Origin of the sequence: Clostridium sp. AF34-13, from assembly GCF_003477845.1 — a bacterium.
Classification (GTDB): domain Bacteria; phylum Bacillota; class Clostridia; order Lachnospirales; family Lachnospiraceae; genus Butyribacter; species Butyribacter intestini.
Genome location: NZ_QUEB01000001.1, coordinates 429,588 through 452,213, shown reverse-complemented (window position 1 = coordinate 452,213; position 22,626 = coordinate 429,588). Strand labels below are relative to the sequence as shown.

General features: G+C 35.8%; 15 protein-coding genes. 3 read left to right on the top strand and 12 right to left on the bottom strand.

The window, feature by feature from the left end; translation table 11 throughout:
- Positions 1-168: 168 nt before the first annotated feature.
- Entirely contained in the window at positions 169-1,422 is a 1,254-nt protein-coding gene (locus DWZ63_RS01765; protein WP_182431414.1) for a D-alanyl-D-alanine carboxypeptidase family protein, read from the top strand.
- A gap of 21 nt (positions 1,423-1,443) precedes the next feature.
- Here the strand turns inward: DWZ63_RS01765 and DWZ63_RS01760 are convergent, their stop codons facing one another.
- Entirely contained in the window at positions 1,444-2,184 is a 741-nt protein-coding gene (locus DWZ63_RS01760) for a lysophospholipid acyltransferase family protein (RefSeq protein ID WP_022014792.1), read from the bottom strand.
- 408 nt (positions 2,185-2,592) lie between these two features.
- On the opposite strand from DWZ63_RS01760, the gene DWZ63_RS01755 reads away from it, so the two are divergent.
- Complete coding sequence (locus DWZ63_RS01755) at positions 2,593-4,377, top strand: NFACT RNA binding domain-containing protein (protein ID WP_118498452.1); 1,785 nt, start codon at positions 2,593-2,595, stop codon at positions 4,375-4,377.
- On the top strand, positions 4,377-5,294 hold the full coding sequence (locus DWZ63_RS01750; RefSeq protein WP_082440697.1) for a histidinol-phosphatase HisJ family protein: 918 nt from the start codon (positions 4,377-4,379) through the stop codon (positions 5,292-5,294). Before DWZ63_RS01755 ends, DWZ63_RS01750 begins: the two co-directional genes overlap by 1 nt.
- Positions 5,295-5,476: 182 nt before the next feature.
- Here the strand turns inward: DWZ63_RS01750 and DWZ63_RS01745 are convergent, their stop codons facing one another.
- The 11 genes from DWZ63_RS01745 to DWZ63_RS01695 form a co-directional block, all read right to left on the bottom strand.
- The gene (locus DWZ63_RS01745) at positions 5,477-6,478 is read right to left on the bottom strand and encodes a Panacea domain-containing protein (RefSeq protein ID WP_118498450.1); all 1,002 of its coding nucleotides are present in this window, start codon (positions 6,476-6,478) and stop codon (positions 5,477-5,479) included.
- A 23-nt stretch (positions 6,479-6,501) separates the two neighbouring features.
- A complete protein-coding gene (locus DWZ63_RS01740; RefSeq protein WP_243020442.1) occupies positions 6,502-6,897 on the bottom strand; it encodes a hypothetical protein in 396 nt (131 codons plus the stop codon).
- A gap of 168 nt (positions 6,898-7,065) precedes the next feature.
- Positions 7,066-7,272, bottom strand: coding sequence for a hypothetical protein (locus DWZ63_RS01735; protein ID WP_118498446.1), 207 nt, complete (start codon positions 7,270-7,272; stop codon positions 7,066-7,068).
- A 336-nt stretch (positions 7,273-7,608) separates the two neighbouring features.
- Positions 7,609-7,998 (bottom strand): hypothetical protein, encoded by a 390-nt coding sequence (locus tag DWZ63_RS01730; protein ID WP_118498444.1) that lies wholly within the window; start codon positions 7,996-7,998, stop codon positions 7,609-7,611.
- Between the two features lie 299 nt (positions 7,999-8,297).
- Positions 8,298-9,497: a leucine-rich repeat domain-containing protein gene (locus tag DWZ63_RS01725; RefSeq protein ID WP_118498442.1), complete on the bottom strand. Its 1,200-nt coding sequence runs from the start codon at positions 9,495-9,497 to the stop codon at positions 8,298-8,300.
- A 338-nt stretch (positions 9,498-9,835) separates the two neighbouring features.
- On the bottom strand, positions 9,836-11,692 hold the full coding sequence (locus DWZ63_RS01720; protein WP_279217355.1) for a GBS Bsp-like repeat-containing protein: 1,857 nt from the start codon (positions 11,690-11,692) through the stop codon (positions 9,836-9,838).
- Between the two features lie 450 nt (positions 11,693-12,142).
- Entirely contained in the window at positions 12,143-13,318 is a 1,176-nt protein-coding gene (locus tag DWZ63_RS01715) for a hypothetical protein (protein ID WP_118498438.1), read from the bottom strand.
- Positions 13,315-15,633: a leucine-rich repeat domain-containing protein gene (locus DWZ63_RS01710; RefSeq protein WP_118498436.1), complete on the bottom strand. Its 2,319-nt coding sequence runs from the start codon at positions 15,631-15,633 to the stop codon at positions 13,315-13,317. Before DWZ63_RS01710 ends, DWZ63_RS01715 begins: the two co-directional genes overlap by 4 nt.
- A gap of 36 nt (positions 15,634-15,669) precedes the next feature.
- The gene (locus DWZ63_RS01705) at positions 15,670-19,185 is read right to left on the bottom strand and encodes a leucine-rich repeat protein (RefSeq protein ID WP_118498434.1); all 3,516 of its coding nucleotides are present in this window, start codon (positions 19,183-19,185) and stop codon (positions 15,670-15,672) included.
- Between the two features lie 81 nt (positions 19,186-19,266).
- Positions 19,267-20,667, bottom strand: a complete 1,401-nt coding sequence (locus tag DWZ63_RS01700; RefSeq protein ID WP_118498432.1) for a hypothetical protein — start codon at positions 20,665-20,667, stop codon at positions 19,267-19,269.
- 36 nt (positions 20,668-20,703) lie between these two features.
- A complete protein-coding gene (locus DWZ63_RS01695; RefSeq protein ID WP_022014617.1) occupies positions 20,704-22,365 on the bottom strand; it encodes a PASTA domain-containing protein in 1,662 nt (553 codons plus the stop codon).
- Between the last annotated feature and the right edge of the window lie 261 nt (positions 22,366-22,626).

The window sequence follows — 22,626 nt, the reverse complement described above, 5'->3', positions numbered from 1 at the left end:
ATTTGGTAAATCTAATTTATGAAAGTAAATACAACTTCCATAAAATTAAACAAATTTACACCAATGATAAGTTTATTACTTTTATGCAAAAATATCAACCTTTTTTTAGCATTTCTACCAAAAAAATTGCATATCATTACATATAAAAATAATAGGACATTTTCTAATATGCCAAAAAAAATAAGTTTATTTATATGTTTACTAAGTCTTCTGATTACCGGTATCTCATCATATAAAGCTTCCTGCCATTTTCTTAACGATACATATTTCTTGGATCCCCCCCTCTCTGATACAACAAACTGCGTTATCAAAAAAATATCCGCTTCTGAAAGTGGCATCAAAAGCTTTTCAAAAACTCCGTCAGGACTTTACTCAACCGCCTGCTGCGTCATCGAAAAAGACAGCAAACAGATATTGTATGAAAAAAACAGCAGCAAAAAACTTCCGATGGCAAGCACTACAAAGATAATGACCTGCATACTGGCACTTGAAAAAGGCAGTCCGAAAGATATAGTAACTGTTTCAAAATATGCCGCATCAATGCCTGATGTACAACTCAATATGCAAAGCGGTGAACAGTTCAGGCTTGCCGACCTTCTCTACTCTCTTATGCTTGAATCACATAATGATACCGCTGTTGCGATAGCTGAGCATATCGGCGGCTCGGTAAAAGGCTTTGCAAAGCTAATGAACCAAAAAGCCGCTGAACTCGGATGCAATAAGACACACTTTGTAACTCCTAACGGTCTTGACTCCGACAAGCATTATACCACTGCATATGAACTCTGCCTGATAGCAGATTATGCGTTAAAAAACAGTGGTTTCAGAAAGATAATAACTACTCCTTCATACAGTTTTTCCAATATCAGCGGTTCTAAACAATACAGTGTCAATAATAAAGATGCTTTTCTGACGCATTATAACGGTGCCATAGGTGTAAAAACAGGATTTACCGGAAAAGCCGGTTACTGTTTCTGCGGTGCGGCAAAAAGAAAGAACACAACTCTTATCTCCGCCGTTCTCGCCTGCGGCTGGCCGCCAAACAAAACTTACAAGTGGAAAGACACCAAAAAATTAATGGACTACGGTTTCAATAATTTTACAAAAGTAAATTTCAAACCTGAAAATAAAAATGTAAAGATATTCGTAAAAGGCGGTCAGTCCCCATACACATATGTAAAACTTAAAGATAATTCATGTAAACTCATGCTGTCCTCCTCGGATACCGTCACCTACAAGATAAAGCTGCCAAGAACACTTGACGCACCGGTATCAAAAAACAGCATAATTGGCTATGTAAAACTTTTTATCAACAACAAACTATACCATCAGACTCCTCTTAGAACTGAAAATTCAGTAAAAGCAGTTGACATAAATTATATAAGGTACATTCTCATTCACACATTGTGCGGCATATCGTAAAATAATCCGGCTGCTGCCACTTTACTGCAGAACTGCTCCTAAGAAATCTCCATTTTGAGCCAGCTCTACTGCTGCACATATCCTTTTGTGTATAATTGAAGATATCTCAACAGATTTTTTATCTTTATATTCATCGTACAACATAGGTTTTAGATAAAAAACTTCTGTTTTTACTTTTCTAAGACTCCAAAGGTCAAAAACTTTCCATGAATCAACTATTGCAACCGGCACTATTGGAGCCTTAGCTTTCATTGCACTCTTAAAGGCTCCCGGTTTAAATTCATCAACATAGTTTCCATTCCGGTGCTCATAGCCTCCCGATGGAAAAATAATAAACTTCCGCCCTTCTTTTACTTCCCGGGTCACCTCTTTTATTATCCCTGCTGCCTGTTTTAAATTGTCAATTTTAAGTCTTTTCCCCTCGACAAGGTCAATAAACTGTTTGACTAAAGGACCATGGCTTCTCGCATCATCCATCACAACCGAGCAGGGTTTATCATGTGTATGCATTATTCCAAGTGCATCATACTTACCCTGATGGTTTGAAAACATGACATATCCGCCCTCCTTAGGCAGGTTTTCCATTCCAAAACCCTCTGTAGTTATACGCCCTGTTTTTTTCATAAGATTTATCGCATACCTGTCATATTCATACCGGAACTGTTCAGAATATTTTTCAGGATGCCTTGAATAATATCCCATCTTTGGAATCATCCATGCTCTATATAAATTACCTGCTATCACATAAATAAATCTCAACAAAATACTTCACCTTTTCTTTATTAATATCGCTTTTTCATCTTCCCGTATATGATATTTATAACTCCCGAACCACTATCGAGAATAGCAACCAAAAATCCGCAATATACAGTAACATAATTTGAAAAAATTTACAACTGCTATTTTTTATAATCCTGCAACGGCGGTCTAACTGTTACCGTTTCCTCTATATCATGTTTCTTCTTGAATAATAAGCAGTTTTTGTTTAAAATATAGCTTAAATATAAAATACAGATAATTGCAAAACTAATCATGTTATATTAATTACATCATATTGGGTTCAAAAAATATTTTCCCTCTAACGCAATGGATAACTATCTATTGCATCATAATATGCCATAACGGTTTTGCAGACACATATCTAAAAATAATGAAATGAGGTTATTATAAATGGCACTTGACGGAATCGTTATATCAAGTCTTGTTGATGAACTTGACACAAATATTACAGGCGGTCGTATCACAAAGATAGCCCAGCCTGAAAAAGACGAACTTTTACTTACCATAAAACGAAGTACGCAGGATGAAAACGGCAAAACGGTACGAAGCACGAAAAGACTCACCATTTCGGTAAATCCAAGTCTTCCGCTTATATATCTCACCGATACGAACAAAACATCACCGCTCACGGCACCTACTTTCTGCATGGTACTAAGAAAGCACTTAAACAACTGCGGTATTATTTCCGTATCACAGATGGGACTTGAGAGAGTTATAAAATTTGAACTTGAACATCTGAATGAAATGGGTGACCTTTGCAAAAAGTTTCTGTATGTCGAACTGATGGGCAAACACAGCAATATCATATTCTGTGATGACAACAATAAGATAATCGACAGTATAAAACATATATCACTTCTTGTAAGCTCAGTCAGGGAGGTACTTCCGGGCAGAGAATATTTTATTCCCGACACACAGCATAAATACGACCCATTTTCGATTACCGAGGAGGAGTTTATAAATAATGTACTCTCAAAGCCACTCCCTCTCTCAAAAGCGGTATATACCTCAATAACAGGTTTTAGTCCGCTTATGGCAAACGAACTTATATACAGAGCATCTCTTTCTGAGAAAAACAACACTCAGGAATTAAGTGATATGGAAAAGCTGCATTTATATAGGAACTTTTCCGAGATGATGAATGACATATCAGAGAAAAAATTTACACCTGTTATCGCATTTAAAGACAGTATGCCTGCCGAATTTACAAGTCTTGAACTCTCAATGTATGAAAAGGATGACGCATACACGATAAAAAACTGCGACACTGTAAGCAGTATGCTTTTTGATTATTATGCAACAAAAGAAGTGATGAGCAGGATAAACCAGAAATCTGCCGACCTTAGAAAGATAACAAATACTCTTTTGGAGAGAAATTATAAAAAATATGACCTCCAGACAAAGCAGCTTAAAGACACTGAAAAGCGTGATAAATATAAGGTGTACGGCGAGCTTCTCACAACTTACGGCTACGAATTAAAAGGCGGCGAAAAAAAGCTCACCTGTGAAAATTATTATACTGGCAAAGAGATAACAATACCTCTCGATGAAACAAAATCTGCCGTAGACAATGCCAAAAAATATTTTGACAAATACGCAAAACTCAAAAGAACATTTGAGGCATTAAACATTCAGATAGCAGAGACAAAAGAAGAAATCGAACATTTAGAATCAATAAGCAACTCACTTGATATTGCAAGACAGGACTCTGACCTCACCGCAATAAAGCGTGAACTGTCAGACTGTGGTTATATCAAGAAACATCACGAAAAAAATAAGGGCAGTAAAAACACCGGAAAAAGCAAACCTCTCCACTATATATCATCAGACGGCTTTGATATGTTTGTAGGAAAAAACAACTACCAGAATGATGAGCTTACATTTAAAATTGCGACAGGAAATGACTGGTGGTTCCATGCAAAAGCAAATGCAGGCTCCCATGTAATTGTAAAAACAGATGGCAAAGAACTTCCCGACCGCACATTTGAAGAAGCTGCAAGACTCGCCGCACATTACTCAAAAGCATGCGAACAGGGCAAAGCTGAGATTGACTATATCCAGAAAAAACACATCAAAAAACCAAACGGCAGCAAACCCGGATTTGTCGTTTACTACACAAACTATTCCATGACGATAAGCACTGACATAACAGGCATACAGGAGGTGACAGAATAATGTTTTCAGATAGTAAATCTGCAATTTCAAGACCGGATGCAAATTTGTCAAATGAAAAATTTAATCATGATATTATTCATTCTGACAATCATGTGCACACATATTTTTCAACAGACAGCGATACACCCATGGAAGAAATGTTAAAAGCCGCCATAGACAAAAGATTTACATCCATCTGCTTTACAGACCATATGGATTATAACTTTCCATCAGAAAGTGACACACCTGAATTTCTTCTCGATATAAAGCCATACTTTGAGGAACTGGAAAGGCTCAGTGAAAAATACAGTGACAGTATAAAAATCCGCAAGGGCATTGAACTCGGTCTGAAAAAAGACTGCCTTGACAAATGCCTTTCACTCACAAAAAAATATCCGTTCGACTTCGTTATCGGCTCAACCCATCTTGTAGATAATATTGACCCATATTATGATATATTTTGGGAGGGCACCGACGAAAAAAATGGTATCTTAAGATATTATGAGACAACTTTAGAAAATGTAAATCTTGGAGCGGATTTTGATGTCTACGGACATATAGATTACATCATCCGCTACACGCCAAAAATGAAACAGCTAAAAGCAAAAGGCATCGTGGACGACAGCTATATAGACCGCCTGCTCAAAGACTCGATGGAAATAATAGAAGAAATCTTAAAAACACTTATATCCAACGGCAAAGGAATAGAGATAAACACGGCAGGTTTTAAATACGGACTCGGACACCCAAATCCACATGAAAAAGTTTTAAAACTCTACCATGAACTTGGCGGCGAGATAATCACCATTGGCTCAGATGCACATGAATGTAAACACCTTGCCTATGACTTTGAAAAAGTCCCGGAGATACTTAAGAATTGTGGTTTCAGGTATTATAGTGAATTTACGGGCAGAAAAGCGGCGATGGTAAAAATATGATGGTTTAAATTTGACACCAGCTGACCGACAGTATAAAGATTAATTGCTAAATAGCTCCCCCCATACATGAGATAGGTTAAATTCGTGTATGGGAGAGTTTTAAATAATTTAAAATATAACTTAAAAGTTTACACTAATAATTCTAAAACTCACACTATTTATGTCTATGTTGCAAGCGAATTTCATTCAATAATATCGGTGATATACTTTTTCAGTCCTTTTTCCGTAGAAAAATCATATTCTGCACTTTTTTCGGTATAATATGCTTTTATGCTCTCCATAGAGATTTGCTCATGAGCCGGAATCCCGTCAGCATACCCTCTCCTCGCAAGTTTCCAGGGAGTTTCCTCATGAGTAATCTTTTCCAGCACTTTACCGCTATACTCTCCAAAAGTATTAACAACCAAATCTATAGCATGATGTTCTTTCTCGGTAAGTACATCCTCTGCACATTCAAAAATTGCAAAGCGTGCATCTTCAATAGGATTAAATTTAAAATTTCTAAACATATCATATACTTCGGGATATACCGGTCCATGAACCCATGCCTGACAATTTTCAGGAAATATAGGTTCCCCATTCAGAGCATAAGATTCTCCCTGAATAAAATAAAGTAATTTTTGAAGCATTAACGGAGTTACTTCTTCAAGTTTTTCAAACACATACGAAATCACCCTAAGCATTTTATCCGAAACCGAAAATAACTTTTCCAACTGTACTGCGGCTTCCATTGCCTTATTATATGCGGCAGATGCAATCTTATCTTTGTTTTCATTCAATCTTTTTTGCATAAAATCCGGGGAGGATAATGCCATTCTTATAATATCAGAATACTCTTTAGACGGTATCTGACCGGAAAGGTATCTCGTAATAGTTACTTCACCAAATCCAAGTGCAAGAGACAATGGAGCTTTCCCAATTTTATAAATTTTCATAAGATTTTCAATATCATTAATCGAAACAATATTTTCATAGTCTCTATACTGTTTATCAACTTCCTGAATATTTCTATCAATCAGCCCCGGGATACTCATTTCTTCTCCACAATCACGGCATATTGCAATTGTAATATTAAACATATATTCTACATCTTTTATATTTTTTTTAATATTTCTTTTTTTCAGCACATACTCCGTTTCTTTTCTGCATATCGTACAAAAATCGATTCTCTCTTTCTCTGCCATGGTATTTCCCCCTTATCACATTTCTATTTGAAATAATATTTAATCGGATATTTCTGTTCATGCAATGATACAACAATAACATAACAGTTATCCAGCTTGTTAAATTTTATGTATAAGGACACTGTTTTACTTTCATTACCCATCCTTTCCAAAAGTTCTACATCTTTCCCAAAAACATACAACATTTCATCTTCATATCCCTCGTGTTCATTTTGTAACCTCTCAGAAAAATCTGTTGCCGTCAATCCCATCAATATATCTTTTGCCATTTCTTCATCAATAACATAAGTAAGAAAAAGCTCCCTATTATCCTGCCGCCGGGAATTCATTTCAATTCTATATCTGTTTTTTCTAATCGCATTTTTCACCTCAGTCAAATACAAATCAATATCTTTTAGTGTAATACCCAATATATACATCTCCTCTCATTAATATGATTGACTTTTCATCTTTTTCCATCATCATTATATGCTTATGATAGAATTTTGTCAATATCCTATCATATCTTTTTAAATTAACAGGCTATCTGCTTTACAGCAAATAGCCTGTTTTTCAAGATTTTCCCATATACCGGTCATTTTATGACACTATTCTTTTACTAATTCCTGTTCTTTATAAGTTATACTTCCTTTTGGGTTGTCTGTATCTGATGAAAACACTCTAATTGCATATTCGCAATTATCAGGTTTTATATAAATACTAGAACCATTAAGGGCGATATTCATAGTTTTTTTCTTTATATACAAGATTGTCCAGTTCTGCATTTGACATATTTTTGTACTCCATATCTTCATCCTCCTTGTATAAATTTTTAGTTTTTATTACCATAACACACCTATGTCAAAAAGCAGTTTCCGTTTTTTCACACAAAATAAGACTGTCACATTAAGTTTAATCTATACAATATACAAATAATAAAAACTTTTATCTGCATATTGTATGAATAACATCTCGTGCAACAGCCTCATCTTTTCTGTTAATCAATATTTATACATAGTATTTTTATCCACAGTCAGGCAGATACTTACAATCCACTCTACTACTTCTATAATAGTATTAGTTTTTTCATTTGTACTGAATATTTTGTTTAATACATTTACCAGTTCCAAGAAATTTCAGGCACAACTTTTCTATTCCTCATAGTAATAAATTTCTGTTGCTGCTCCATTCTTAAATTTAAATTGAAAATACGGTGCTTTTTTAATCTTTTTTATGTATTTACCAATCTCTGATTTTTTGACTTTCTTCTTCTTATAATTTTTAACATGAATAAACTTTGTTGAAGGTGTAATTTTGAATGTCCTTTTTTTCTTCTTCATTTCGCTTGCCGCACTATATAATGCACAATAAGTCACAAGTTTCTTTTTGCTTAAAGTGAATTTACCATTTACCTGCCATATATTTACGCTTTCTGCTAATGTTTTTTGAACCGGAACTGCTACCACCGATGCCATCAATATAAAAGCTAAAATCAATGCAATTTTTTTCTTACCATTCCTAATATCTTTAATGTTGTTCATGTTACTTTTCCTCCTTTTTTATCATATAAACTCTCGGATTCTCCTCAAAACAAGTCATTTCGGGAGTACATTGTGTTTAAACTTTTTAAGTTACATCTACTTACTTTAATCTTTATGGTCTGCTCCATATTACGAAATGATTATTCCCCCCTTTTCGTATAAATTTTATATAACTCACCTGCCTTTCTTTATATATAAATAATCCGCCTATAACTTTTTATTTGTTGCTATTATTGCAATATTACCATTATATATTTTCCGTGTATGACAAATATTATTTTTTTAAAACTATACACATCTTAAACAGATGTATTATTAAACTCAACATCATAAAAGAAATCAAAAAAGTCATTATAAGTTTTTCCTCTCCATGTAATTTTGGTATAGTAAGTATCAATGGCATCTCCGGCATTCTCTTTACCATTTTCAAACTCATGTCCGACATATGTCAAACCATCAGGTATTGTTATATCTGTCAGTGCTTCGCAGCCATAAAAGCAACTCTCTCCTATACTTGTCACCCCATCCGGAATTGTTATATCTGTTAATGAACTGCACCACTCAAAGGTTTCATCATTTAACTTTTTTAATCCCGATGGTAATTTTATACTTTTAAGTTTATCGCAGTGATTAAAACACTTTTTACCTATACTTGTTACGCTGTTTGGGATTGTTATATCCGTCAATGCGTCACATGATGAAAAACAACCCTCTCCCAGACTTGTTACCGTATTTGGAATTGTTATATCTGTCAATACATCACAAGCCAAAAAACATTCATTTCCCAGACTTGTTACCGTATTTGGAATCGTTATATCTGTCAATGCAGTACAACCGCAAAATGTGGCTTCTTCTAATTTTTTTAATTTATTTGGCAATTTTACCTGCTTAAGTTGTTGGCACCATGAAAATACACCCTCCCCTATTGTATTTACCGTATTTGGAATTGTTATTGACTGGATACTCGAAAAAGCAAATGCATATTCTCCAATAGACTTAAGTGATTTTGGCAACTTAATACTTCCTATTTTAGTCTCAGCAAATACCTCATTTCCTATTTTTTTCACACCATTTGGAATAACTATATTTCCACTATTTTTTACTCCCCAATATTCCATATTTTTCTTTGTGAGTATTCCTTTTTTTGCATCCGCATCTGCTACAGCTTTACTAACCGTAACACTGCATACATATTTTTTGCCACCTGCTTTTGCCTGAACAGTTGCTTTTCCAACTTTGCAACCTGTTACTGTTACACTCATCTTTGATTTCTTTGACAGACCGATATTTCCACTGCCTTTTGTCACACTCCATGTAACCTTTTTCTTATTGTTACTCAATTTAATCTTTGCAGTTTTTCCTTCATATACTTTTACGCTTTTTGTTATACTTACTTTTTTCGCCGCCTGCGACTTGTTCGGTGAAAACGCAAGTCCTCCAAAAAGCATCACTCCTGCAAATGCTGCAAATACAACTTTCATTTTTTTCTTTTTAATCATAATAAACCTCTTTTCTGCACACTTTTTTGATTTACAAGATTGTGTCCGGTGTGCGAAGCCACAAATCTTGTGGAGCTGCTGCCCTGACACATAAAAATTGTCAGCGTGCAGCTCCGTTTTTTTCTGCTTGTATCTTTACATTCCCCATCCTAACATACCCATGTCTAAAAGCTGTTTCCGTTTTTTTCAGCCAATTTATCCCCATTTTTAGGGCTTTTGACGGCTTTTCTTACCCAAAAATACCGCTTTTTTTGCCTTATTTTGGTGAAAAGTCCAATTTTCCGCCAAAAATTTTATACTTTTTTAATAATTTAATTATAGAGTTGATGCTACGGTACTTACTTCACCTTAACCTTTATGGTTCTGCTCCATTTTCCTGAATAACTCTTTCCGCCTGTTTTTGCTACGGCTTTTATACGGAAATAATAATATTTGCCTTTCTTCAAGCCTTTTCCCGTATATCTTCCACTCTTTAGTGATGATTTTCCTGAAAATGTTTTTGCGTTTTTAAACTGTTTATTCAACGAATACTGAATCTGGCAAGTCGTATTGCCTGCAGATGTCTTTTTCCATGTACATTTTATTTTACCTTTTGACGCAGCTTTTACCTTGAAGTTTTTGACACTTGCCGGCAAAACTTTTATTGTTATCTTCTTTGTTGCCGCTTTATAATTTTGAGTTGCCGCTACTTTTACCGTTATAACTGTCACTCCACAGCCTGTTAAAGTAACATCTCCGTATGCCGATACTTTTGCCACACCCGAATTTGAACTCTGATATGTAACAGAACCGTCACTGTCAGTTTCTATTCCAAGTTCAAAACTTCGAGAATCTAAATATTTTGTATAAGAAGACACTGCACTTATTACGGTGTTCATTTGTTCATTCTGTTCATTGTCAGGTTCTTCTGTCTCTGTCGGTTCTACATAAGGCTCATCTGTCGGCTCTGTAGTTGGTGTCGCCGTCACTGTAGTTGATGGCGATTTACTTGGCGTTGCACTTACACCCGGTGTTGCACTTGGACTCTGCGTTTCATCTGAAGATGGTTCTTTGCCAGGAATTACCGTAGCTGTCGGCTTAGGTGTAGCTGTATATTCTGCCTCTTCAGGTACTTTCGCTTTCACTGAATCCTTATACGAAGAACTGTTACCGTATTTGTCGTACGCATATATGTGAGTTGTATATGAACCTGTTTCATTATTATGGTCTGAAATCTTTACTTTATATGTATAAATATCACCATCTTTTGTACCTGTTACAGCCGCATTTGTTCCCCAGTCTGATGCTATGTCATCCTGTCCGCCTGCTTCTGTCCATGTAGGGAACTGTACTCTGTCTACCATGTAATTATCAGTAACTTTGCATGATACCGTATATCCTTCACTCGTTACATCAGATATTTTTACATCACTTATAACAGGCCCTTGCTCGTCCACTATCGTAAACTTGTCACTTCCACTCTTATATGTTGTTCCATTGGCAACGGCATACATCTGGTAAGTATATGTCTCACCCTGTCTTAAGCCATCCGCTTTTGCTTCGCTCACTATATTCAGATTTTGTTCAACATAAGAAGTTTTCAAACCGCAATCTTCCTTGTGGTCTACAACCAGATTTCCGGCACTGTCCCATATCCATACACCAACCTGTGATATAGTTGCACGGTCAGGATTTTCAATTCTTCCGTGAAGCCCTGCATTCCATGTGTCTACAAATGTAGTATTAAGCTGTGAATACGACACTGACGCTGTCTGAGTTCCTCCTCCTCCGACAAGGTAAATATATCCATAAAATCCTGAGCAGCCGCCCAAAGTCTGCATCTTTGCTTTCGATACGGTTCTGTTGATAACACCGGTGTTTCCCTCAAAACTGTATCCTGCACATCCTCCCTCCGTAACTGTTACATTGTCACCTGAAACATTCTCGACAAAAGCAACATGACCGTACTTTCCGTAGGTACTATTTGCACCTGCGTTATTGTACTTCCATACCGCCAGAGCATATTTTGCCGGCTCACTTCCCTTGTCATAATTTAATGTACGCCAATAATTGTTTGCACCGTAAAGACCAAATTCGTTCATTCCTGTTGCCGGAAGTGTTATTCCAAGCACACTCTGGGCTCTGTCCTTAACCCATTGCACACAGCCACCGTTCGTATAATCTTTGGCTGCACAATTTTTTTCTGTGTGAAGCAGCCAAAAAACATTGAAACAATCAATGTGGCTGCCAATATGACGCTTCCTATGCTTCTTCTTGTTCGTTTCTTCATATTAACCTCATTTCTGCACACATTTTTTGTGCGTAATGTGAAATATGATATATTTCACATATAAGATTTGTGCCAAGTGTGCACAGACACAAATCCAGCTCTTAATAAAATTACAACTATTATCACTTCGTATCCGCATTTCCGCCAAAAAAGCCGGAAATTCAAACACAATTTTCATGATATTTTCGTTTACATCCTAACCATAACACACCCATGTCAAAAAACAGTTTCCGTTTTTTTCGCAGGAAAAAAGCACCATAATGGTGCTTAACCCTTGATTTTATTGACTTTTTCGGCATTATTTTTCATGTAACCGTCCATACCTGCCGCATGAACAAAAAATTTTTTTTGATTTTTTTTTATAATTTGTATCGTATCAGCTACCTTTGACTTTAACTTTCAAGCAATCCGAATAAACACTGTAATATTTTTTCTTTACCCGCTTTACTATCGTGCGTACTTTGAAATAATACACTGCTTTTTTATTATTGCATTTCAGTTTAAATTTTGCATTATATCTTTTTATCGAAGATGATTTTAACTTAATCTTCTGATATTTTTTGTCTTTTTTGCGGATATATATTTCCGCATAAATGCCGCTGTATTTTTTTAGTTCTATCTGCACATAAGGCATTTTCCGGTATATTCCTGTCGTTCCTTTTATCTTCGGTTTCACTATCGACAGCGTCTTTATCATGCAAACATTTGAATATTTGCCATAATATTTTTGTCCTCCCGTCTTTTTAAACAGCCTCATCTTATAATAATATTTTTGTCCCGCTTTTGCTTTTTTATCAGTATATCTGCATGAACTGTTCGTTTCGCCGGCTGCAATCTTCTTCCATGTTATCTTTTTTGACATTGCACGATATATTTCATAGCCAATATTCACTGATGTTTTTTTCCATACTATCTCAGGCTGATTGTATTTAGTCAGTTCAATCAGATTTATCCTTACAATAAGTGCTTTTTTGTCCTTCTCACTTAACCCCGGTACAGATGTTGGCTGTGTTGTGGCTGATGTCGGAGTCGGACTGATTGTATAAAGCGGCTCGTTTGCAGGCGATGGTGACGCATTATCTGCAGGCTGTGGCGTTGTCCTGTCTGTTGGATTTGGTGTTGTCTTGTTCCCTGATGTCGGTTCAGGCTCTTTATCAGGCTTTGACGATACATTTCCATTTGGCATTGCTGATGTAGAATTTATCGGTATTGCCGTCGGTGATACTACCGGAGGTGAACCAGTCATTATCGGTGTTGGCGACGGAACTGCTGCCGCAGGTGTTTTTGTCGGCTTCACCGTTACGGTCGGAATTTTTGTCGGTGCAGGTGTCATAACAGGTGATATTGTAGGGATTAGCGTTGGTGTCGCAGGTGAAGGTGTCGGCTCATCCGGTGGATGCACCAGTTCCTCCAAAATTCCATAATCCGAAGTCTTTTCAAATTGTTCAGGTGCATCTATTTCTCTATAATCCGAAACATAATGACATTCACTGCAATATGTCACTTCCAGTCCTGTATCGTATGCCCGTGCCTCCTGTACTGTCTGTGTCACAAAATTATGCTCATGCTCCGTGACATTTTCAAAAAGTGCATTATTATTTTTGCGAACTCACTCATATCTTCTTTTCCATATACCGTAACCTGATTTTCGGGAATATCATAAAAAAGTTCATTGTCCTCACTGCCTAAGCAGTTTTCAGGCAGATATAACTTTTCTAATGATGTGCATCCCTTAAAAAACTGTTTTGGAAGATATTGCACTGCATCGCTTAATTGAACCAGTGTAAGTTTTTTACAGTTCAAAAACATTTGTTGTCCATATTGTGCATTTTTTCCGCCTAAAATATATTTTATGCCACTCTGAGAAAAAGCATATTCACCTATATCCGTGACACTGTCCGGCAGCACAAGACATTCAAGATTATTGCAATCCCAAAATTCAACCCCGCCTATTTTTTTCAATTTATCTGACAGATAAACATTTCTTAATGTGCTTGAGTACGAAAACGCTCTATCTCCTATTTCAACAGCACCTTTTAATGACACAGTCCGCAAATAAGCTGCCCCATAAAATGCATATTCTCCTACTGAAGTTACATTATCTGCCTTTATATTAAAAATATTTACATCAGCAAATGCACCTGCAGCAATTTTTTTGACACTTTCAGGCACATTATATACAGGATAATACTGATTCCATAGCTCCCCCGGACACCTTATAAGCGTTGTCATATCTTTATCAAATAATACACCCTGTTCAAGAATATAATTTGTATTGTTCTTATCAAGATAAATCTCATCCGTCATAGCTGCCGCGATCGCCAATTCACCAATCTCTGATACATTTGCTCCTATATATAATTTGTGTATTGTATTTTCCCAAAATGCTTTGTCACCTATACTTATAACTGTATCCGGTATATACACTTCATCAAATCCAACTCCTGCACTTTCAAATGCACTTTTTCCAATCCTCGTTACTTTATAATTTTCTCCATCATATTTTACATATGATGGGACTCTTAATACCCTGTCATCTAATTTACTTGTATCATTAAACCCTGCATTTCCCATTTTATCATTATCAGCCCCGACGGTTGCTGTTTTCTCAGATTTATTTAATTTATAATAAATACCATATTTGTCCTTTTGTTCTTCATCAAGTTCATATGTTACTTCTTCATCTGTTTCTTCATCATTTTGTTCTATCATAGGCAGCCATACATTTCCTTCTTTATCCTTGATTACATTAAAATTCTCATAATTATTTTTATAACTGACCTGATAATGTATGAGTTTACTTATATCATAATCTTTTGGCATTTTAAGGCATGAAATATCATTGTGCAAAAATGTCTCTAATTCCGTATCATAGTCAACAACACTTTCAGATATCTGCATTTCAAAATAAATATCTATTCCATCGTCATCTATATTCTCTATTTCAAATCTCGGATGACATTTTTTAGTTATTTTGCTGCTACTAACACTAGCACTCATTATAAAACTACAATTATCACTGTCTGTATTTTCTGCCAGACTAATTTTTCCAATCCTGACCCTTGTAGATTTAATCATATCTATATATAACCAACAGTTATCTATTGATATTTCACCAATCTCATATCTTCCATAAGCGTCGTACCTGATATCAGTCAAATAATCTTTTGCTATTACTTTTTTTATTTTTGCCTGCCCGCTCTTAATTTTTAATTCTGCATCCATTTCAAGCCTTACCGTATCTATATTCAAGTCAATATCAATCATAAAATCATTGTTATTTATTATCAATTCAGAGCCATCCTGCCCCTCAATCCTAAAATAATAAAAATCAGTTTCATCATTATAATAATACCAGTCGTATTTGTGCATTACACACGCTATTATCTCCGTGTATTTTCCTGTCACCTCCAGCTTATGACTACCTATATCCATCACACTCATTTCCGATACATTACACTCATATATCGTGCAGTTACTTAATACAACATCAGACTGTAAATGAATACTGTGATTAATCTTAATCGCCGTTGATCTATATTCTTCTTTATTTACGGGTATCCCCACAAATTTTATGCTCTTACATTCCGGCAGCCATACCTCCCCGTCAATTTTATATTCTGTCTGTTCTGCCGGAAATATTATCTTATAATCTCCATGCTTATCGGTCATATTTGCAAACAGCGTTTTCAGGTCACTGTATTTTCCTATCAACTGACCGCTATTATAAAGTTTCATGACAGTATCCGCTTCATCTGCCGTATCAGCACTCACCAAACATCCGGCAGAAGATAAATTCAAAATCACGATTGCAGATATAAGTAAAAACGCTGCTTTTTGTCTAAACTTCCGTTTAATAATCTTCATAGTATTTCACCTCCTCTCCTATTGCAGATTTTATCATCAATGCCCCGTCACTTTTACCTTTATACAGTCAGAATATACACTGTAATATCTTTTCTTTGACTTCTTTACTATCGTCCGAACTTTAAAGTAATACACTGCTTTTTTATTATCGCACTTAAGTTTAAATTTTGCTTTATATCTTTTTATGAAAGATGATTTTAACTTAATCTTCTGATATTTTCTTCTTCCCCGAATATAGATTTCCACATAAGTGCCGCTGTATTTTTTTAATGTTATCTGCACATAAGGTATTTTCTGATATGTCCCTGTCGTTCCTTTTATCTTCGGTTTCACTATCGACAAAGTCTTTATCATGCAAACATTTGAATATTTGCCATAATATTTTTGTCCACCCGTCTTTTTAAACAGCCTTATTCTGTAATAATATTTTTGTCCCGCTTTTGCTTTTTTGTCAGTATATCTATAGGAACTGTTCTTTTCGCCGACAGCAATCTTCTGCCACTTTATCTTTTTTGACATTGCACGGTATATTTCATAGCCGATACCCTCTGATGTTTTTTTCCAAACTATCTCAGGCTGATTGTATTTATTTAGTCCAATCGAATTTATCTTAATGATAAGTGCTTTTTTGTCTTTATCACTTAACCCCGGAACGGATGTAGGCTGTGGTGTGGCTGCTGTCGGAGTCGGACTGATTGTATAAAACGGCTCGTTTGTAAGCGATGGTGACGCATTATCTGTAGGTTGTGGCGTTGTCCTGTCTGTTGGATTTGGTGTTTCCGTATCCAATAATGTCGGTTCAGGCTCTTTATCAGGCTTTGACGATGCATTTCCATTTGGCATTGCCGTCGGTGATACTACCGGAGGTGAATCAGTCATTATCGGAGTCTGTGTCGGTGACGGAACTGTTGCTGTTGCAGCAGGTGTTTTTGTAGGCTTAACCGTAACAGTCGGAGTTTTTGTCACCATAGGAGTCTGTGTAGGCTTCGCCGTAACAGAAGCAGTTTTTGTAGGCTGGGGTGTAGGCGATACTGACGGCTTTGGTTCTTCCGACGGATGCACAAGACTTTCCGGTTCTCTATAATATGTTGTATCTTCTAACTGTTCAGGTGCGGCTATTTCTTTATAATCCAAAATATAATGACATTCACTGCAATATGTCACTTCCATTCCCGGCTCATATACTCTGGCATCCTGCACTCTCTGCGTCACAAAAGTATGCTCATGTTCCTCAATATTTTCAAAAAGTGCATTGTTATTTTGTGCAAATTCTCTCAGATTTTCTTTTCCATATACCGTAACCTGATTTTGGGGAATATCCAAAAAGGTAACATTATCCTTACTGCCTAAACAAGTTTCCGGTATATATAGTTTTTTTAACGATGTGCAATCAGTAAAAAGACCTCTTGGAAGATACTGCATCGCTTCACTCAACTGAACCAATCTAAGATTTTTACAACTCACAAATGCCTGTTGTTCATATTGTGCATTTTTGCCGCCTAAAATATATTCTATAGACTGACTATCAAAGCAAAATGTACCTATGTTCAATGAACAGTCCGGCAATACCAGACATTTAATATTACAACTACCCGAAAACACCTCCCGACCGATTTTTTCTAATTTATCTGACAGATAGACATTTCTTAACCCATATAAATTATATGACCCACCCATATCAAATGCTCCATTACCTATCTCAACAACTCCTCTCAATGATACTGTCCTCAAATTAATAGCATGATAAAATGCATATTCTCCTACTGTAGTCACCGAATCTGCCTTTATATTAAAAATCATTGAACTGGTAAATGCTCCCGCTGCAATTTTTTTAACACTTTCAGGTACATTATATACAGGATAATATTCATACCATGATTTAGTCGGACATCTTATAAGCGTTGTCATGTCCCTATCAAACAATGCTCCCTGATAGAGAACAAAGTCCTTATTATTATCATCAAGATATACTTCTTCCATCAAGGTTGATGCAACTGCTTTTTCTCCTATATCTGATACATTTGCTCCTATATACAATTTCACTACAGAACACCAAAAAGCATTATCACCTATACTCATCACAGTATCGGGTATATGAACTTCTTCCAATTTCCACTTTGTGCCCTTAAACGCATTTTTTCCAATCCTTGTTACCTTATAAGTTTCTCCCTCATATTTTATATATGAAGGAATTTTTAATACACCGCTATCTATTTTATTAAAATCAGTAAGTAATGAAGCAGAGTCTATATCTCTATCAACACCTAAGGTCGCTGTTTTATCCTTTTCATTTAATTTGTAATAAATGCCATTGCTGTCCTTTTGTTCTTCATCAAGTTCACAGGTTAATTCTTCTTCTGTTGTTTTGTTGTTATCAATTTCTCCTACTATAGGAAGCCACACATTTCCGTCATCATCCATGACCACATCAAATTCTTTCGTCACCAGATATTTTCCAACCTGATAACTCATAAATTTACTTATATCATAATCTTTTGGCATTTTCAGACATGATATATCATTATGCACAAGCATCTCTAATGCCGTGTCGTAGACAACGCTGGCACTTATTTCCATTTTAAAACTAACATTGACATTATCTTCATCAATATCCTCTATTTCAAATCTCGGATAATATGTTTTTGTTATCTCAGGGCAATAAACATACATATCAAAATAACTCTTGTTCTTATCAGCATTTTCCGTCAGACCGACCTTTCCTATCCTGATTTTCGCAGATTCAAACAGATCTACATTCAACCTGCAATTCTCTATTGATATTTCACCTATCTCATATCTTCCTGTAGCATAATATGATACTATTCCGGAATAATCTTTTGCTATAACTTTTTTTATCTTCGCCCATCCGCTTTGAAACTTTAACGATGCATTTTCTTCAAGCCTTACCTTATCTATGAAAAGGTCACTGTCAATCAATAAATTGCAATTATTTATTATCAGTTCAGAGTTCTCCTGCCCCTCAATTCTGAAGCAATAGATACAAACATCACTAGCATAAAAAAGATTGTCTCCATATTTAGCACTCAGTCCCGCTGATATTTCCGTGTACTTTCCGTCTGTCCTAAGTTTATGACTTCCCATATCGAGTACACACATTTCTGTTGTATTCCTCTCAAATAAAGTACAATTATTCAATGTAACATCCGACTGCAAATGAATACTGTCATTGATTTTTACTGCCGTCGATATATACGGCAAAGAATAATGCGGATCATCTACCTGATTTCCTACAAATTTAATACTCTCACACTCAGGCAGCCAAATTTCCCCATCAATGCAGTATTCCGTCTGTTCAGCAGAAAATATTATCTTATATTCACCTTCAATGTCAGTCATATTTTCAAATGTTGTTTTTAGGTCACCGTATTTTCCTATCAACTGACCTTTATCATACAGTTTAATAACATCATCCGCTGTATTTGTTTCATCCGCCGCATCTGCACGCTTTACACAGCCGACAGGACTTAAAGCCATAATAAGAATTGTAAATATAAGTAAGAATGCTAACCGCTTTCTAAATCTATTTTTCATAATATTTCACCCCCTCTCCTCATTTTATAACTATCGTACTCACTTTGAAATGATACCCTTTTTCCTTATAACTTCTCTCCCCTATATTTCCGATGTTATCTCCACAACTTCCGAGTATGAATACATATCATCTTTTTGGTATGTGCTAAGCAGCACCATGTCAAGCTTATATTTTTCATTTATCGAAGTCATTCCACAAGACGATAAAGTTGCATTTGCCATATTGACAAAATATTCTTTCGCCGAGTTTTGTTCATACTCTTTGTTCTGTCTGCTGTTTTCTTCCGTGTACCTGCGCTGAGCAACATAAAGTATCATTGGCAGCAGGTCTTTTCTCTGAACAAGCCTGCATCTTCTATGGTTTTCAACTTTGAATGACTTAAGCCAGTCTTCTGCCTCTTTTACATTTTCCGGCACTGCCGTTTTTTTTGCACAGCTTTCAATAAATTCTGCCACCCACTCCGGACATATGTCTGTATCATCCTTATATTTTAATTCATTGAGAGCTATCCCGGCACGCAGATTTTTCTCTAACTGAATCGGAAGATTTAAAATATCCGACAATCGTTTTCGTGTAAGATTTCCAAATTCATTATTAGATTTTGAAGTTGAAAATATATCTGCCAGCATTTTCTGTCTGGAATCCGGAGACATATGTGCTATTCTGTTTGCTTCCCTGATATTTTCCATCATACCCTCAGACACATTTTTATCCCTTTTTCTCTTTATATAATAAAGATATTTCTGAACTATCCTCTCGTTCTCATCTGCATTTTTCTTTTTTGTCCATGAATAAAAATCAGTCTCTGCCAAAAACTTTTTCAGGCTTACCATAGACTCATTGCACACATATTCAGTAATTATATCTTTATAAATATTTACATATTCCAGCGTTGTCAGGCTATACCCCTTAAATGAGGAAGTGTTCATATACATCCATTCCATAAATTCTTTTTCATCACTTCTCTTTCTCGCATCAAACTGCTCCATCAGATAATTGGTGGAATGTGTCTTTTCTAATTTTATCTCAAATTTCAGCCTTTTCTCGTAAGTTTCTATATTTTTTTCTGCATCCTCCCATGTCATACCGTTGACAAGTCCATACAGCCATATTACTTCATGATAATCATTAAACTGAACATCGGGTTCTCCAAGTCCCTCCATAAGCCACTCTCTCAATCCATTTTCAGACATCTTGAGGACATATGCTATCTCAAATATGTTTTCCCGTCTTGGCAATGTATATCCGTTTATGCCAAACCACCTTTTTACCGTTGGTACCGCCGCAAATCTCCTATCACCGGTAATCTTACAAAATAAGTGATAAGCCTCTGCTCTTGTCTCCCCGCTTATCTTTTTTGTCATATAATCCTTTTTTAGTACCTTTGATATTATAAATATATCAAATCTCATAAACTTATTTTGCTTTAATACTGTTTTTATCTCTTTTAAAAATTCGCCATCTAAATCTTTGTATCTCATAGTAATTCCTCATTCTCGCTTTATTTTCTGTCGTTATTATGGGATACTTCCCGCAAAATCAACATCTTTATTTTTTTTCTCATTTTTCTTAGTCTGAGTCTTTGGTACACTCGTCTTGGCTGGTGCACTTGTCTTAGTCTCATACGGCTTTGGAGTATTTTGTGTCTGTGGTGTCATTTTTATTTTTTCTCCTTTGCTTACCGTAATCTTTATAACAGTCTTGCTTTTCACCATTTTTCCGTGTTTAGGAGCCTGTCCTATTACAATACCTTTATCTTTTTTACTCTCTTTATATATTATCTTATACGAAAGTTTTTTATCTTTAATTTTTTGTATTGCATTCTTATATCCTTTTCCGACACAATCCGGCACCTTATATTTCTTTTCACCATTACTTACGGTGAGAACTAATGTTTTTTTCTTTCCTCTCTCGCATATTGTTCCATCTGTTACACTCTGTGATATTATCTTTCCCTTTTGAGTGCTACTGTATTTTTTGCTCCATTTGACAAGAATCGCCGTATCACCCTTTGCATCCAGCAGTTCTAATGCCTGCTGCTTTGTCATTCCCTCAAATGACGGCATATAATATCTGCTGTCCGGCTCTTTTGTCTCCTCCGTCTGCTGAGTTATCACCGGATTTGCAGAAACCTGTGCAACCGCCCCTTTGTTCTTTGTGAACATTCTTCTGTTATTTACGGCAAATCCCACAACAATACCTGCCATAGCCACGGCAATAAACAGTACCGCCATTTTTCCTATTGTTTTTGTCCTGTTATTTATCCTTATGTTAAAGCTAAACCTTTTTTTGTTATATAGTTCACTATACAACTCGTCCATACTCTGTATCCTGTCTTCTGCTTTTATCGACATTCCCTGCATTATCGCCTGTTTCTGTCTTTTGGTTAAATCTATATTTTCAATCTCCGACAAAGGCACAAGCCTGTCCTTAAGCATTCTCTCTATTGACTCATTAGGCTCTTTTCCCGTGAGCATAAAATACATAGTCGCACACAAAGAATATACATCAGACCAGCTCCCCTGCCTGCCTTTGCGAAGATACTGCTCCTCTGAGGTATATCCTCTCTTGAATGTAACGGTCAGGCTTTTATCCGTCATAACATTTTTTTCTCTTGCCGAGCCAAAATCTATAAGAACAAGCTGTTTTTCTTTTATCCTTATAAGTATATTGTCCGGGCTTATGTCCCTATGCAGGATTTTCGCATCATGAATTTTTTTCAGCGACCTGATAATAGGTTTCATCATCAAAAATGCTTCCTGCCCTTTTATCGCACCATTTTTCCTCACATACTCTTTTAATGTAATACCGTCTACATAATCCATAACTATATAAGCCGTATTGTTCAGATAAAAAAAGTCTCTGACAGAAACTATGCCGTCCAGAGAATGAAACTGCGACAGTATTGTTGCCTCACTGTAAAAGTCACTAAGACCTTTATTATATAGTTCACTGTTTTTTCCGTGATAAATGTATATACTGTAGTCATCCCTGCCACGAACATCTCTGCTTCCATAACTAAGAGGAAAATACTCCTTTATTGCAACTGTTATATTTAAAAGTAAATCTTTTCCTATATATGTAATTCCAAAACTCCCCTCGCCTATAACTCTGCCTATCTTATATCTTTCGTTTAGCATTATATCTTCCGGCAGGCAGCGTGGCGTGCTTTCACACATACTGTAAACCTCCTTTGCACATACTTAAATGTCATTATACACCCCCTATGTCAAAAATCGGTTTCCGTTTTTTTCAGTACCATTTTCCACATATAGAATACCACTTTCAACCCCCTCATTCAACTGGCAGAAAACTCATATTCAGGGTTATCTCACGCATAAAACGGGCTCGACAACCCCAAAAATGTAGATTTTTTTTGTAATTAGGTGATTTTTTCACACTTATATAAGAAAAATTTATTTTTTTAGTTGTTTTATATT